Annotated in this window: 12 protein-coding genes; 9 read left to right on the top strand and 3 right to left on the bottom strand. The window is 64.6% G+C overall.

The features are described 5' to 3' along the window. Nucleotides 1–120: 120 nt before the first annotated feature. On the top strand, nt 121–2421 hold the full coding sequence (locus tag ST3T6A_RS20235) for a TonB-dependent receptor (RefSeq protein WP_019833570.1): 2301 nt from the start codon (nt 121–123) through the stop codon (nt 2419–2421). A gap of 60 nt (nt 2422–2481) precedes the next feature. Here ST3T6A_RS20235 and ST3T6A_RS0114015 read toward each other — a convergent pair whose 3' ends face one another. After that, nucleotides 2482–3435, bottom strand: coding sequence for a DUF4861 family protein (locus ST3T6A_RS0114015; protein ID WP_019833569.1), 954 nt, complete (start codon nt 3433–3435; stop codon nt 2482–2484). 123 nt (nt 3436–3558) lie between these two features. On the opposite strand from ST3T6A_RS0114015, the gene ST3T6A_RS0114010 reads away from it, so the two are divergent. The 6 genes from ST3T6A_RS0114010 to ST3T6A_RS21565 all read left to right on the top strand — a co-directional run bounded on the left by ST3T6A_RS0114010 (nt 3559) and on the right by ST3T6A_RS21565 (nt 11943). Next, the gene (locus tag ST3T6A_RS0114010) at nt 3559–4284 is read left to right on the top strand and encodes a FadR/GntR family transcriptional regulator (protein WP_019833568.1); all 726 of its coding nucleotides are present in this window, start codon (nt 3559–3561) and stop codon (nt 4282–4284) included. A gap of 209 nt (nt 4285–4493) precedes the next feature. After that, nucleotides 4494–5630, top strand: a complete 1137-nt coding sequence (locus ST3T6A_RS0114005) for a glycoside hydrolase family 88/105 protein (protein WP_019833567.1) — start codon at nt 4494–4496, stop codon at nt 5628–5630. 20 nt (nt 5631–5650) lie between these two features. Beyond that, on the top strand, nt 5651–6484 hold the full coding sequence (gene kduI / locus ST3T6A_RS0114000; RefSeq protein WP_019833566.1) for a 5-dehydro-4-deoxy-D-glucuronate isomerase: 834 nt from the start codon (nt 5651–5653) through the stop codon (nt 6482–6484). A gap of 147 nt (nt 6485–6631) precedes the next feature. Beyond that, nucleotides 6632–8998, top strand: a complete 2367-nt coding sequence (locus tag ST3T6A_RS0113995) for a TonB-dependent receptor (protein WP_019833565.1) — start codon at nt 6632–6634, stop codon at nt 8996–8998. Nucleotides 8999–9458: 460 nt separating this feature from the next. Then, nucleotides 9459–11543 (top strand): glutaminase family protein, encoded by a 2085-nt coding sequence (locus ST3T6A_RS0113990; protein ID WP_019833564.1) that lies wholly within the window; start codon nt 9459–9461, stop codon nt 11541–11543. A 58-nt stretch (nt 11544–11601) separates the two neighbouring features. Next, nucleotides 11602–11943, top strand: coding sequence for a hypothetical protein (locus tag ST3T6A_RS21565; protein WP_157602857.1), 342 nt, complete (start codon nt 11602–11604; stop codon nt 11941–11943). Nucleotides 11944–11985: 42 nt separating this feature from the next. Here the strand turns inward: ST3T6A_RS21565 and ST3T6A_RS0113980 are convergent, their stop codons facing one another. Continuing rightward, nucleotides 11986–12342 (bottom strand): winged helix-turn-helix transcriptional regulator, encoded by a 357-nt coding sequence (locus ST3T6A_RS0113980; RefSeq protein ID WP_019833562.1) that lies wholly within the window; start codon nt 12340–12342, stop codon nt 11986–11988. A gap of 94 nt (nt 12343–12436) precedes the next feature. On the opposite strand from ST3T6A_RS0113980, the gene ST3T6A_RS0113975 reads away from it, so the two are divergent. Next, nucleotides 12437–13009: an FMN-dependent NADH-azoreductase gene (locus ST3T6A_RS0113975; protein ID WP_019833561.1), complete on the top strand. Its 573-nt coding sequence runs from the start codon at nt 12437–12439 to the stop codon at nt 13007–13009. A 52-nt stretch (nt 13010–13061) separates the two neighbouring features. On the opposite strand, the gene ST3T6A_RS21560 is transcribed toward ST3T6A_RS0113975, so the two are convergent. After that, the gene (locus ST3T6A_RS21560) at nt 13062–13292 is read right to left on the bottom strand and encodes a hypothetical protein (RefSeq protein ID WP_157602855.1); all 231 of its coding nucleotides are present in this window, start codon (nt 13290–13292) and stop codon (nt 13062–13064) included. A 210-nt stretch (nt 13293–13502) separates the two neighbouring features. Between ST3T6A_RS21560 and ST3T6A_RS0113965 the strand changes: the two genes are divergently transcribed. Then, nucleotides 13503–15623, top strand: a complete 2121-nt coding sequence (locus ST3T6A_RS0113965) for a prolyl oligopeptidase family serine peptidase (RefSeq protein WP_019833559.1) — start codon at nt 13503–13505, stop codon at nt 15621–15623. Nucleotides 15624–15628 lie beyond the last annotated feature (5 nt).

Genomic DNA, 15628 nt, shown 5'->3' with positions numbered 1-15628 from the left:
AACCGGATCGCGGCCCTCGATCGACACACAAAAATTTGTCCCCGAGAGAGAATCTCTAGTTCACTAGTAGGAAACTAGGAAATTAAGCCATGACGCCCGACGAAAGGGAAGGGCTGATTTATGGGGACGCATATTCGGGGTGGCGCATCGGCCATCGCGATCGCTCTCGCCGCGGCGACGCCGGGCTGGGCGGATACGGGGACGACGGACGGCGTAACGGCTGCGGCGGTTGCCGACGGTGGCGAAGTGGTCGTCACTGCCCGCCACCAGACCGAGAAGGCGCAGGACGTGCCAGTGGCGCTCTCGGTCGTGTCCGGCCAGCGGCTGGAGAAGACCGGCGCCTACACGCTCGCCGATCTGCAACAGCAAGTGCCGAGCTTGACCGCCTACAATTCCAACCCGCGCAATTCCTCGGTGGCGATCCGCGGCATCGGCGTGTCGAGCGCGTCGGACGGGCTGGACAGTTCGGTCGGCGTCTATGTCGACAATGTCTATCTGGGGCGTCCCGGCATGGCGCTGGAAGACCTGATCGACGTCGATCGGGTGGAGGTGCTGCGCGGGCCGCAGGGCACGCTGTTCGGGCGCAACAGCTCGGCGGGCGTGCTCAACATCACGACACGGGGGCCGAGCTTCCAATGGGGGCTGACGGGCGAGCTGTCCGGCGGCAATTACGGCTATAACCAGCAACGTCTGAGCGTCACCGGGCCGCTGGTCGACGGGCTGCTGGCGTTCCGCATCACCGGCTTCAACACCCATCGCAACGGGGTGCTCGACAACGACACCACGGGCAAGGACGCCAACAGCGTCGGCCGGCGTGGCGGGCGCGTGCAGCTTCTGGCAACGCCGAGCGACAAGCTCACCATCCGCGCCATCGCCGATTATTCCAGGGAGTCGGACACCTGCTGCGTCAGCGTGACGAAGCAGGTGCTGCCCGCCGGCATCGGCGTCTCGACCGCGCGGACGCTACAGGCATTGGCGGCACTCGGCTATGTGCCGGATGCGAGCACGCACCACACGCTCAACAACGCGCCCCAGCGGATGCGGACGAACCAGTGGGGCGCCTCGCTTCAGGCGGATTGGGACCTTGGCTTCGCGACCGCCAGCTCGATCACCGCCTATCGCTACTGGCACTTCAATCCGCTTCAGGATTCGGACGGCACCCCGCTCGACATCATCCAGGTGAACGTCGCCAAGACGCGCGACCGGCAGGTGTCGCAGGAGCTTCGCCTCGCTTCCGCGCCCGGCGGGCGGCTGAGCTGGCAGCTCGGCGCCTTCTATTTCCACCAGCGGCTGAAGGATCATTACATCCTCAACCAGTTCGGCACCGACGCGTCGGCCTTCTATACCACCTTCGCGCGCCTCTCGAACCCGAACGCGGCGGCGATCAGCGTCGCGCCCGGATCGCAATATATCGACGACGTCGACACCAGCGTGGACAGCATCGCCGCCTTCGGTCAGGCGAACTACAAGATCACCGACACGATCACGCTGACCGGCGGCATCCGCTACACCCACGACAAGCGCGACGGCCTCTCCGACACCTCGACGAAGGGCACGCCCTATGCGGCGACCTCGATCCCCTTCCACTACGACGTGTCGGTGAAGGGCAATAATGTCTCGTGGTTGGGCAGCCTGTCGTGGAAGCCGACCGAAGGGCTGCTCGCTTATGCCTCGGCGTCGACCGGCTACAAGGGGGCGGGGCTCAACCTCAATTCCTCCGTGTCGACGGGGACGCCGCTCGTGCTCAAGCCGGAGAAGGTCCACAATTACGAGATCGGCCTGAAGCAGCAGCTATTCGACAAGCGGCTCACTCTCGATCTCAGCGCCTACTGGACGATCCTCAATGGCTTGCAGGCGAATATCTATCCGCTGAACGGTGCGAAGTCCTATCTCGCCAATGTCGGCAAGGTGCGCGCGCGCGGCATCGAGGCGGATGCGAGCTGGGACGTGACGCGCGAACTGACGCTCACCGTCAACGGCGCGTTCAACGATGCACGCTACACCGCCTATCACAACGCGCCTTGCCCCGTGGGCGTCAGCGGGAGCTGCGACCTGACCGGCTCCCGCGTCTATCAGTCGCCCAAATGGACGGCCAACGCGATCGCCGAATATCGCTTCGACGCGGGCCATGGGGTCGAGCCCTATGCGATCGCGCGCTATGCCTATCGGTCCAACATGTACGGCACGGTGGACGACGGGCCTTATGGCCGCATTCCGGGTTACGGCCTCGCCAGCTTCCGCGTGGGTGCGACCTTCGGCCATGGCCGCTACGATGCCTCGGCGTGGATCGATAATGCTTTCGACAAGACCTATTATCAGAACCTCGGCGCCAGCTCGATCGTCGGTGGCGGCACTTTTGCTTATGGTGGCCAGCTCGGCACGCCGCGCACGGCGGGCGTGACGTTCAGGGTGGTCCTGTAGGGATATTCGACCGGTGCGCCTCTCGCGGGAGCGGAGGCGCACCGGCTTTGGGGCAGGCCGTCAGTCGTGTGTCGGATCGAAATCCGGCTTCTGCGCGGCGACATAGGCGTCCCACTGGGCCTCGGTGCGGAAGTCGAGGCCTTTGTCCCACGCGGCGCCCATATAGTAGACGAAGGGCTTGCCCGGCTCGACCCGCAGCAGCACCAGATAATTGTCGGCGTCCTCGCGCACTTCGGCGATGGCCTTGGGATCGACCATCAGAGCCACTCCCATCGTGCCCTTCACCGGGTCTTCCGGCCCCCACCAGGAGAGCGTGCCCCGCGCCCGATCGACATGGAGCGCGCCGTTCGCCTCGGATGTGGGATGCTTGCCGATCCCGATGCCGACCAGCATCACGCCCGGCTTGTCGGAGCCGATGGTCGACACCATCCGCGTGAAATTGGTGCCGAGCGGAAGGCTGAAGCGCCGCGTCTCCCAGGCCTTGCGATCCACGTCGACCGGCCAGGGCGCGTAGCGCACCTCGAAACGGGCGACGTCGGGGCCGTTCTGGAGAATCTTGTAGCTGCGATAGTTGCGCGACACCCAGAGCTTGTTGTCCTGCCAGATGCCGAGCCCGCCCGCGCCGCGGAAGGTGTTGACGTTGTAGAAGTCCAATCCTTCGCCATGATAGGCGTGCTGATCGCCGGTGCGGAGCTGCCGGTCCATGAAGGGCCAGCGGACGTTCTTGCCCCATGCGTCGATGCCGGACGAGGAGGGCGGCTCGGCCGACTCCAGTGCCTGACCATAGATGCGATGCGCCGTGCGATCATTTTCCCAGAGGATGTCGTCGTAACGATAATGAGCCAGCATGACGGTGGCGCGCGGCTGGCGATCGGCGCCTAAGGGAGGGGCCAGCGGGACATGGACCGGCGGCATCTTCGCCGGCGGCTCGGTCATCGACCATCCCGCCACCGCCATCGGCAGCGCCGCCATCGCGCCGATCCAGGGCCAGCCCCGCCTTACGATCCTCTTCATGCCAGCCTCTCTCTGCCTCATGCGCTTTGAAGCGAAGGCTAGCAGGGGCATTGTTGTATGACAACTGTAGAGATGTCATACAAAATTGCTGGAATGGCGCGCGGGGAATGGTAATATTCGGGCATGAGCATCACCAAGGCCGCCTCCCTGGCCGACGAACTTGTCCGCCAGCTAGAACGCAGGATCGATTCCGGTGAACTGCCTCCGGGGTCCCGTTTCCCGACGGAGAAGGCGATCACGGATTCCGCGGGCGTAAGCCGCACCGTCGTGCGTGAAGCGTTCGCGCGGCTGGCGGCAAAGGGTCTGCTGGAGTCGCGGCGCGGCTCCGGGGCCTATGTATCCGAAGGCGCGCGGTATCGCGCCTTCCAGGTCACGCCCGACGAGATGCGGGAGGTCGAGGACGTCATCAAGCTGCTCGAGATGCGCATGGCGCTGGAGACGGAGATGGCGGGCCTCGCGGCGCAGCGGCGGACCGATGAGGATATCGCCGGGATGCGCGAATGCCTCGATCGCATGGCGGCGGCGGAGGATATGGACGTGTCGGTAGAGGCCGACGCCGCCTTCCACGCCATGATCGCGAGGGCCACAAAGAACGATTATTATTCGCGCTTCATGGATTTTCTCGGCCTTCGTCTCGTGCCGCGCCGCGCGGTCTATCTGCGCGACCACCCGGAAGTGTCTCACGACGTCTATGCCCGCTCGATCCAGCGCGATCACGAAGCGATCTTCGCGGCGATCGTCGCTGGCGACTCCGCTCAGTCCCGCCGCGCTGCGCGCCGGCACATGCAGAAGAGCCTGGAGCGGCATCGCCGGATGCAGGCCGGGCATGGCGACGCCATCGGCGTCTGATCGTCGCAAAGTTATCATACAACTTCTTGCGCTGACGTCGGAGGACCGATACATCTGACCCTGGAGAGAGGCAGGTCGCGGCATGGCAATGCCGAACGGCCGCCATCGAAAGGGGAGCCGATGCCGGGGATTCGGGACGATGCTGCGCAGCATTCCGCAACGATCGCGGAGACGGGATCCCGCGGACCTTCCTCTGCGGAGTATCGTGCATGACATTGCGTTTCCCCGCCTCGCTGCTTGCGCTGGCTCTTCTTGCGGGTGGCGCACAGGCCGCGCCGACGCTGGACTTGCCGCTGACCGTGGCGGAACGGCTGGCCGACTGGCAGCTCGCGCATCGGGATGACGCGAGCCTCGTCTCGCGCTTCAGCGAAGAGACCCGCCGCGCCAATTCCTGGGAGCAGGCGACCTTCTGGATCGGTATGACGGCGCTCGCCGACCACCTCCCGGCCGACCGCCATATCGCCGAGGCCGTGATGACGATGGGGCGCGGCGAAGGCTGGCAACCGGGCAAGCGGCCCTATCATGCCGACGATCAGGCGATCGGGCAGGCTTATCTCTGGGCGGCGCGTCATGGCGCGGGAGCAGCCGCGACGGCGCCGTTGCGGGCAAAGCTGGACGCTATCCTCGCTAGCCCGCCCAAGGTCGGGTTGGCCTTTTATGCAGCGCCCTCGGGTATCGAGTGCGAGACGCGCTGGTGTTGGGCCGATGCCCTGTTCATGGCGCCGCCGGCCTGGATCGCGCTGTCGCAGGAGACGGGCGATCCTCGTTACCGCCGCTATGCGCTTGCCGAATATCGGCGGACGGTGGAGTTCCTCTACGATCCGGCCGAGCATCTCCTCTATCGCGACAGCCGTTTCTTCGAGCGCCGCGATGCGGCCGGTCGCAAGGAATTCTGGAGCCGCGGCAATGGCTGGGTCTTTGCGAGCCTTGCCCGCACGATCCCGATGCTGCCGACGGGCGACCCGGATCGGGTATGGATGGAGCAGCTCTTCCGCGAGATGGCGGCGCGGCTGGTGAGTCTCCAGAAGCCGGACGGCTATTGGGCGCCGTCGCTTCTCGCGCCGGAAGGCTCGCCGCCGGAGACGAGCGGCACCGGCTTTTTCACTTATGGGCTGGCCTGGGGCGTCAAGGCGGGTCTGCTCGACCGGGCCACCTATGAGCCGGTCGCGCGGCGAGCGTGGGCGGCGCTGGAGAGGGCGATCCAGCCGGACGGGCGGCTCGGCTATGTCCAGCAGGTCAGCGACCGGCCCGAACAGGTCGCCCCCTCCGACACGCAATATTACGGCACGGGCGCCTTCCTGCTCGCCGCCACCGCCATCGCCGATCTCGCGCCTGCGCGGCGCTGACCCGCTTTCGGAAGATCCTGATGTACGCGAAGACCTATTACGCCACGCACCCGGCCATGATGCAGGGGGCCTCGAACGAGGATCTGCGGGACCGGCATCTCGTCGCTGGTCTGTTCCGGGCGGGGGAGATCGTGCTCACTTATTCGCATGGGGAGCGCTTCATCGTCGGCGGGGCGGTGCCGGGCGCTTTGCCGCTGGCGCTTCCCGTGCAGGACGAGCCGGCTTCCGCCGCCGGCCATCCGCTGCTGGAGCGGCGCGAATTGGGGGTGGTGAATATCGGCGACCCCGGCCTGGTGACGGTCGACGGCGAGGCCGTCCCGCTCGATCGCTGCGAAGCGCTCTATGTGCCGATGGGATCGCAGGAGGTGTCGTTCGCCGGAGAGGGCGCGCGTTTCTACCTGCTGAGCGTGCCGGCGCATCGGGCCTGTCCGTTGCGGAAACTTACATTGACGAGTGCCCGGCCGCTGGACCTGGGTTCGCTGGAGGCATCGAACGATCGCACCGTCTATCAGCTCATCCTGCCGGGCTTGTGCGACAGCGCCTCGCTATGCCTCGGGTTGACCATCCTGAAACCGGGCAGCGTGTGGAACACGATGCCGCCGCACGTCCACGCCCGCCGCTCGGAAATCTATCTCTATTTCGATCTGCCGGAGGATGGCCGCGTCTTCCATTACATGGGCGAGCCCGACGCGTTGCGACATATCGTGATGGCGAACGAGGAGGCGGTGATCTCGCCGCCCTGGTCCGTGCATATGGGAGTGGGGACGTCCGCCTATGCCTTCATCTGGGCGATGGCCGGCGAGAACCTCGATTATACGGACATGGCGATCTGCGACATCTGCCAGCTTCAGTGAGTGAGACGTTACTTCGGTCGGTGGCAAGATAAGTTGTCACACAACTAGTTGTCATACACATCTCGTCCTGCTAATCAGGAATGACAGGGTTGTCGCGAGGCGTGCGCTTCGCGGTCGAAAAAGAAAAACGATCCAACGGAGATGAGGATGTCGAAGGGGAATATCCGTCTGCGCACGGCCGTGAGCGTCGCCGCGCTGTTCGTTGCCGCGCCGGCCTGGGCGCAGGCCACGGACGCATCGGGTCCGCAGCAGACCGCCGATGCGCAGGGCGCCGGCAAAGGCGTCGCCGATATCGTCGTGACCGCGACCCGGCGGTCCGAGCGGCTTCAGGACGTTCCCGTCTCCGTCACCGCCGTGACCAAGGATGTGCTCGAACGCCAGAATGTCCGCGACATCAACGACCTGACCAAGATCGTTCCCGGCCTCACCATCACCTACGGTTCGCAGCCGGGCAATTTCAGCATCAACATGCGCGGCATCGGCACGCTGTCGAACGGCATCGCGGTCGAGTCCGACGTGGCCGTGGTGATCGACGATGTGCCGGTCGGCTTCCAGGCCGCCGCCTTCAAGGACCTGATCGACGTCGAGCGGATTGAGGCCCTGAAGGGGCCGCAGAGCACCCTCTTCGGCAAGAGCGCCATCGCGGGCGTGCTCAACATCACCACGCAGGCGCCGACGGATCACTGGACCGGCCACGCCACTGGCCTCGTGACCGGTGATCATGAGTGGCGGCTGGGAGGCACCATCTCCGGCCCGATCACCGATACGCTGAAGGTTCGCCTGACCGCCGCGCGCAACGATTTCGACGGCAATGTGAAGAACATCACCACCGGCGACCGCCTGAACGGCAGCAAGGGCTTCACGCTGACCGGCAAGCTCCAGTGGCAGCCGACCGACCAGATCAGCGTCTCGCTCCAGCCGCGCTTTAACCACACCGACGCGACCTGCTGCGTCAGCCCGATCAACTCGCTGTCGCCGGGCCTCTTCTATCAGGGCATCACCCAGCTACCGGAATCGACCGTGCTCGCCGGCATTCCGGTCAACGATCCGGCCAATGTGAAGGTGCGCAACGACGAGCGCGCGGGCGGCGACTCCCGCACGTATGGCGCGACCGTGCACGCCAGCTACACCTTCGACGACAACCAGATCCTGCCCGGCGCGACGCTGACCTATATCGGCTCGTTCGATCGCTATCGCCTGCATGATTATCAGGACATCGACGGCACCGACGTGCCCTTCCTGCTCTATTTCCCGGTTGCGGCGCCGTCGGGCATCGACGGCGGCGCGCGCATCCACGGCAGCTTCCACGCGCGCTCGGTCACGCAGGAGGCGCGACTCACCTCACCCGGCGGGCAGCGGCTGCGCTACACCTTCGGCCTCTGGTATGCGCGCAATTCGCTGGATCGCTATCTGGATCGCGGGCCGGTGCTTCAGTTCATCAAATATCTCGCGACCAGCCATAATGAGAATTATTCCTTCTATTCGGATCTCGCTTATGATCTGACGCAGAAGATCTCGCTGATCGGTGGCTTCCGCCTCAACCGTCAGCATATCGACTATGGGTTCGACAATTATACCGCGGCCACGCCCTTCCATCTGGCGGGGGCTGATTCCGACAATGCGATCACGGGCAAGGTCGGTGCCGAATATCACTTCACCCGCGACAACATGGTCTACGCGACCTTCTCGACCGGCTATAAGGGGCAGGCCTATGATCTGGTCAGCACCTTCAATGCGGCCGAGGCGGCTGCGGGGCCTGTGAGACCGGAAACCGCCAAGAATTACGAGATCGGCTTCAAGAACAGCCTGTTCGACCATCGCCTGCTGTTCAACACCACGTTCTTCTGGACCGATTACAAGGGCTTCCAGACCTCGGTGCAGTCCTTCCTGCCCGATGGCACCTATCTCACCTTCCTCAATTCGATCGGCAAGCTCAGGACGCGTGGCGTCGAGGTGGACATGATCGCCCGGCCGACCAACCGGCTGAAGTTCAACGCGTCCGGCGCCTATGACGACGCCAAGGTCATCGACTTCCCCTTCGGCCCCTGCTTCGGCGGGCAGACGGCGGCGCAGGGCTGCGTGCCCGATCCGCGCGTGACGGTGAATCCCGGCAAGGTTCAGAACCTCGACGGCAAGCGCCTGAACAACGCACCCAAGTTCAAGTTCAACGTCGGCGGCGAATATGACTTCCCGATCGGCGCATCGCCGCTGGGTGGCTTCGTCACCTTCGACTATCGCTGGCAGAGCAAGATCAACTTCTCGCTCAATCAGGACCCGATCACGGTCGAGAAGGCTTACGGCGTGTTCGACGCCACGATCGGCGCGAGTGCCGGCGACGGGCGCTACAAGCTCACCGTCTTCGTCAACAATCTGTTCGACAAGCATTATGCCGTGGGCCTCGGCAACACGACATCCGGCTTCAGTGCGCCCGGCGTAACGGCGTTCGGCACCAACTGGCAGCCGGCGCGCGATTCCTTCCGCTATGCGGGTGTCCGCTTCGACGTCGGTTTCTGATGACTCCCTCGGGGGCGGGGTTGTTCCAACCCGCCTCTGCCCCTGCCACCCGACGGCCCTGCCGCCGGGTGGCTTTTGGGCTATGATGCCCTCGCAACCAGACTTTGCTCCGCATGGGCATCGATCCGCGTCCGAGCACGGTGCTCGTTGCTTTCTTGATAATTAATCAGACCACAAATAGGCTCGCCCAAAAATATGGGAGCGGGCTAAAATGGCAGCGGACGACGTGCGGCTCACGAAGAGGCCGTTGATCCAATTTCTGGCTCCGGCCGGAGGTGCGGCGCTGGCGTCACGCCCGCTTGCATCGGCCCGATCCATGTCGGCGCAGGTGGGTAAGGCCACGATTGAATCCTGAAGTATCGGGGAGCCCGATCAGCGGATGTCAGGCCCTGACCGAAAAAGGGCGAAGCTTTCCTATCGGCACAAGGAAAATGCAGTGAGTCCAGTAGGCTTGGGTCGCTTGGCCCGGAACCGCATCTATGTCTTCGGCGCGACGCTGGCGATGCTGGCGAGCGTTTCGCCCGCAGCGGCCCAACAGGCGGTGACCGCGCGAACGCCGGCGACGCCGTTGGTGGCGCACGACCCCTATTTCAGTCTCTGGTCATTCGGGGACCAGCTTGCCGCGGACCAGACCCGGCATTGGACAGGGGCCGAGCAGCAACTGAACGGCTGGGTTCGCGTCGATGGCAGGCTGCTGCGTTTCATGGGGGCCGGCAAGGGCGACAGCATGATGCAGCAGTCACGCGCCATCTGGCCGACGCGCACGATCTATGAGTTCGAGGACGGCGGCGTCCATCTCACCGCAACCTTCTTCACGCCGGCGCTGGCCGACGATCTGGATGTCCTCTCCCGGCCCGTCACCTATCTTAGCTGGACCGTCCGTTCGACCGACGGCAAGAGCCACGCCGTTCAGCTTTATGTCGACGCGAGCGCCGAGCTGGCCATCGACAACACGCAGCAGCAGGTCGTTTGGGGCAGCAGCCGCGTGGGCGACATGACGGTGATGCGGCTCGGCACGAAAGAGCAGCCGGTCCTTCAGAAATCGGGCGACAATCTCCGCATCGACTGGGGGTGGGCGGAACTCGCGGTCCCGCAGCAGGCGGGAGCGGCGACCGCGATCGTCGGCGAGAGCGAACGTGATCGCTTCCTCAAGGACGGGAGCTTTGCAACCACCGACGATCTGGCCATGCCTCGTGCGGCGAGGGAGGATGCTCCGCGGCTGGCGATCCGGTTCGATTTCGGCGCCGTCGATGGCAACCCCGAGACGCGTCGCGCCATGCTGGCCTATGACGATCTCGACTCGATCGAATATCTTAAGCGTCGCCTGCCGGCCTATTGGCGCCGCAATGGCATGACCATGGCGGAACTGCTGGCGAAAGCCGAAAAGGAGGAGGCATCGCTCGAACGGCGCGGGGAGGCTTTCGACCGGGAACTCGTCTCCGATCTGGAGCGTGCCGGCGGCCGTTCCTATGCGGAACTCGCGGTGCTGGCTTACCGGCAGACATTGGCGGCTCACAAGCTGGTGGCGGACGTCGACGGAACCCCGCTGCTCTTCTCGAAGGAAAACTTCAGCAATGGCTGCATCGACACGGTCGATGTGACCTATCCGTCGTCTCCTTTCTTCCTCCTGTTCAACCCACGCCTTCTGGAAGCGCAATTGCGTCCGATCATGGAATATGCCGCACTGCCTCGCTGGCGGTTCCCGTTCGCGCCGCATGATCTCGGCACCTATCCGTTGGCCAACGGGCAGGTCTATGGCGGCGGCGAGCGCACGGAAAACGACCAGATGCCGGTCGAGGAGACGGGCAACATGCTGCTCATGATCGGCGCCCTGGCCAAGGCCCAGGGCAATGCCGATTTCGCCGCGAAATTCTGGCCTCAGATCAGCCGATGGGCGGCCTATCTGGCCGAGAAGGGGCTCGACCCGGAGAACCAGCTCAGCACGGACGACTTCGCCGGACATCTGGCGCACAACACCAACCTGTCGATCAAGGCGATCCTTGCGCTCGATAGCTACGCGACTCTCGCGCGCAGGCTCGGGAAGAAGGAAGAGGCCGCGCGCTATCAGGCGCTGGCTCGCGGCATGGCGGCGAAATGGCCGGTCATGGCGAAGGAGGGCGATCACACCCGGCTCGCCTTCGACCAGCCCGGCACCTGGAGCCAGAAATATAATCTCGTCTGGGACAAGGTGCTGGGGCTGGGCCTGTTCCCGAAGACGCTTTTTGATCAGGAGGTCAGCTTCTACCTGCGCAAGCAGCAGCCCTTCGGTCTCTCGCTGGACAGCCGCAAGACATACACGAAGCTCGACTGGATCACCTGGAGCGCCACCCTCTCCGATCGCAAGGAGGACTTCGAGGCGCTGCTGGACCCGGTGCATCGCTACATGACGGAATCGCCGTCACGGGTTCCGCTGAGCGACTGGTATGAGGCGACGGACGGCAAGCAGGTCGGTTTCCAGGCCAGATCGGTGGTCGGCGGCGTCTATATGAAGATGCTGGCCGATCCGCAGCTATGGAAGAAATGGGCCAACCGAGCAGGGCAGTAACTCTTTCGATGGAAAACGGGAAAGGCACTTCGGCGCGTAAACCTCTCCTCGAACACATGTGAACAGGCACATCCAGCCACTCTCTTGCCGGGCATTTCGTCGCGACGAAGATGCGTCGAAGAGCCTCACGCAACGGGAGTGGCGGGAGTTCGATCCCAGCGATGCCTTCGGGCGCGGCTCATTTCATCGCGTTTTTCGAAACAAATCGCGCGTGGTGCTGTTTGATGAGCATGGATCTGTGAACAGGACAGGTCCATATAAAACAGGGGAGAGGGCAATGGTCAGGAAATCCACGCGCCTTCCTGCGCGCCATTTTGACATGAAGGATCTGGCCGCAGTCACGGCGGTATCGATTGGACTGTGGATCATCATCATCCGGACAATCCTTTCGCTACACTGAGCGACGGCCGCCGGGCGTGAAGACAGGGCAGGCTGCGATCGTCTAGAGATCGTAGCTTGTCCTGTTCGCCTCGATCTCCGCGAGATGCTCGCGCGCCCATTGGCCGAGGTGCAGGACGGGTTCGGCGAGGGACATCCCCAGAGGCGTCAGCGCATATTCGACTTGCGGCGGCACCGTGGGGTGGACGGTGCGCATCACCATGCCGTCGCGTTCGAGCGCCTTCAGCGTGCGGGTCAGCATCTGCTGGGAGATGCCTCCGACGGCGCGCTTGATCTCGTTGAAGCGCCGGGAATGCTCGCGCAGCGTCATCACGACGAGCACGGTCCACTTGTCGCCGACGCGCGCGAGGATGCCGCTGATCTTCCGGCAATCGCTATGCTCGACGAGAGGGGTAGGCATATCCATGTGACCTGGTTCCGAAAATATGCGTTCTTGGCGGCCTTGCCATAGTCTCATAGCTGGTCCTGGTCACAAATCCAGACCGGAGCCGACCATGCAGTTGCTTCACATTGATTCCAGTATCCAGGGCGATCTTTCCGCCAGCCGCGCGATCACGGCCAGCGTCGTCGATCATATTCGCGCGGGCCAGCCCGGGCTCGCGGTCGTGCGCCGCGATCTGGTGGCCGAGCCGCTGCCGCACCTCACGCTCGATGCGATGGGCGGAGGGGATGTGCTGGAGGAGTTCCTCGCCTCGCAGATCGTCGTGATCGGGGCGGGCATGTACAACTTCACCATCCCGAGCCAACTGAAGGCCTGGATCGACCGCATCCTGGTGGCGGGCAAGACCTTCCGCTACGGCGCCGAGGGACCGGAAGGCCTCGTGGGCGACAAGCGTGTCATCGTCGTCCTCGCGCGCGGCGGGACTTATGGCGAAGGCGCGCCGGCGGCGGCGCTCGAACATGCCGAAACCTATCTGAAGGGCGTTCTCGCCTTTATCGGGATCAAGGCGCCGGAGTTCGTCGTCGCGGAAGGCCTGGCGTTCGGCGATGAGGCGCGCCATGCGGCGATTTCGGGTGCGACCGACCGGGCGCGGCTTGCCGCATCGGATATTTTGCAGGCGGCCTGAAGGGGCGGGGCGCCGGGGCGGAGTGTCCCGGCGCCTTTGATCGGGATCGCCGTCAGCTGTCGAAGTGGAAGGCAGTGAAAAGGATGGCGATGGCCGCTCCGAAGGCCATGAGCATCGTGCCTGAAAGCCTCAATCCATAAGTGAGGGAATCCTCCTCCGAGGAATCCGCAAGCGGCGGGCGTTGCAATATCCGGCGTGCCAGATCCTGACGAAACGTCATGACGAACCCGGCTGCCACCAGCAGTACCGCGAGACCGTCGATCCAGATGAACAGATAGGCCACGATGATCTTCCTTCCGAGCCCCCACTCGATAGGCGGATGATCGTAGCGCCCCCGAATGACCGGAAGAGTATGGCGCTGCCCGCAGGCCGAGGCGAGCCATATGTTGGTGTCGATGCCGCTCTTCCCGCAGGGCTTCACCGGACTGCTTCCGTTTCGGTGTCTGATGCGGCTATGACAGCTCCGTTCGGGGGGACGGGGCAGGAGTAGTTTATGGGTGGCATGGTGCGGCTCGGATGGGCGTTTGGTGTGGCTTCGGCGGTGATGCTGGCCACGATGGGGCAGGCGGCGGAGCCCGCCGATCCGCATCTGGATCTCGAGCAGGTCGATGGCGCCCATGCCATCGCGACGGTGAAGGCCTGGAACGCCCGCACGCTCGCCGAGCTGGAGAAGCAGCCGCATTTCGCCGAATATCGTTCGCGCGCTCTTGCCCTGCTGTCCGATCGCCAGAGGATCGCGACGCCCGATCAGGTGCTCGGCGATACGGTCCTCAACTTCTGGCAGGATGACGAGCATCCGCGCGGGCTGTGGCGCGCCTCGCCGCTTGCGGACTTCACCAGCGGGAAGCCTCGCTGGCGGACGCTCATCGACGTGGCCGCGCTCGGCAAGGCCGAGGGTCATAAATGGGTGTTCAAGGGCGCGACCTGCCTCTCGCCGGCCTATGTGCGCTGCATGGTCGCGCTGTCCGATGGGGGCGGGGACAGCGTCGTCGAGCGCGAGTTCGACATGACGCAGGGCGCCTTCATTCCCGGCGGGTTCACCTTGCCCGACGCCAAGATGAGCGTGTCGTGGGCCGGCCCCGATGCGCTCTATGTCGCCACCGACTTCGGTCCCGGCAGCATGACGGATTCCGGCTATGCCCGGATCGTCAAGCTGTGGAAGCGCGGCACGCCGCTCTCCGCGGCGACAATGCTCAGCGAAGGGGTGACGTCGGACGTGTCGGTCAGCACGGCCGTGATGGTCGATGGGAACCGCACCTGGCCGATCCTGGTGCGCGGCGTCGATTTCTACCACCGCAAGGTCAGCCATATCGCACCCGATGGCCGACTGGTGCCGACCCCGCTGCCGGACGATGCGGAAATCGCCGACGTCATCGACGGCCGCGTCGTGGCGACGCTGAAGAGCGCGTGGCAGGGGCATCCGGCGGGCGCCGTGGTGGCCTATTCGATCCCCGACCTGCTGGCGGGCAGGACGCCGGCGGTCGAAAGCGTGTTCGTGCCGAACGCCCATCAGGCCGTCGAGACGGTTGCCGCTAGCAAATCCATCCTCTGGGTCAAGCTGCTCGATGACGTCTCCGGACGGCTGCTGGCGCTGAAGCGCGGCGAGGATGGCCGCTGGGCGGGGCAGGCGACGGCGCTGCCGGACAAGTCCACCATCCATCTCGATACGACCGCCTCGACCGCCGACAGGGCCTTCGCCACCGTGGAGGGAATGCTCACGCCGCCGACGTTGTTCAGCGTCGCCGCCGATCAGGCCCCTGTCGCGGTGCAGTCGCTGCCGGCCCGCTTCGATGCATCGAACATGGCGGTCGAGCAGCATTTCGCGACGTCGAAGGACGGCACGAAGGTCCCCTACTTCCTCGTCCGCCGGAAGGATGCGAAGGGGCCGGTGCCGGCCTATATCCACGCTTATGGCGGCTTCGAGCTGGCCCAGACGCCCAGCTATCTCGTCAACGAGCCGTACCGTTCGGGCCCGGCGGCGCTTTATTGGGTGGAGGAGGGCAATGCCTATGTCCTCGCCAATATCCGGGGCGGCGGCGAATATGGGCCGGGCTGGCACAACGCGGCGCTGCGCGAGAAGCGGCAGAACGCCTATGACGATCTCTACGCCGTCGCCGAGGATCTGGTGAAGGACGGGGTGACGCAGAAGGGGCGCATCGCGGTTTCGGGGCGCTCCAATGGCGGGCTGATGGCGTCGGTGGCGATCACCCAGCGGCCGGACCTGTTCGGCGCGGCGGTGATCGGATCGCCGCTCACCGACATGAAGCGCTTCTCGCATCTGCTCGCGGGTGCGTCATGGATGGGCGAATATGGCAATCCGGACGTTCCCGCCGACTGGGCGTTCATCCGGAAATATTCGCCCTATCAGAACCTCAAGCCGGGCGTGAAATATCCCACGCCCTTCATCTACACCTCGACCCGCGACGATCGCGTCCATCCCGGCCATGCCCGCAAGCTGGCGGCGCGGCTGGAGCATTTCCACGATCCCTTCTTCTACTTCGAGGCCATCGAGGGCGGCCATGCCGCAGGCGTCGAACCCCAGGAGGATGCGCTGCGCGCCGCGCTGGTCACGGTCTATCTCAATCTGGAATTGCCCCGTTCCACGGCGCGGTAAGGGCC

The organism is Sphingomonas sp. PR090111-T3T-6A, from assembly GCF_000383095.1.
GTDB lineage: Bacteria > Pseudomonadota > Alphaproteobacteria > Sphingomonadales > Sphingomonadaceae > Solisphingomonas.
Note: the sequence above shows the minus strand (reverse complement) of the source record. Positions and strands in the feature narration are given on the sequence as shown.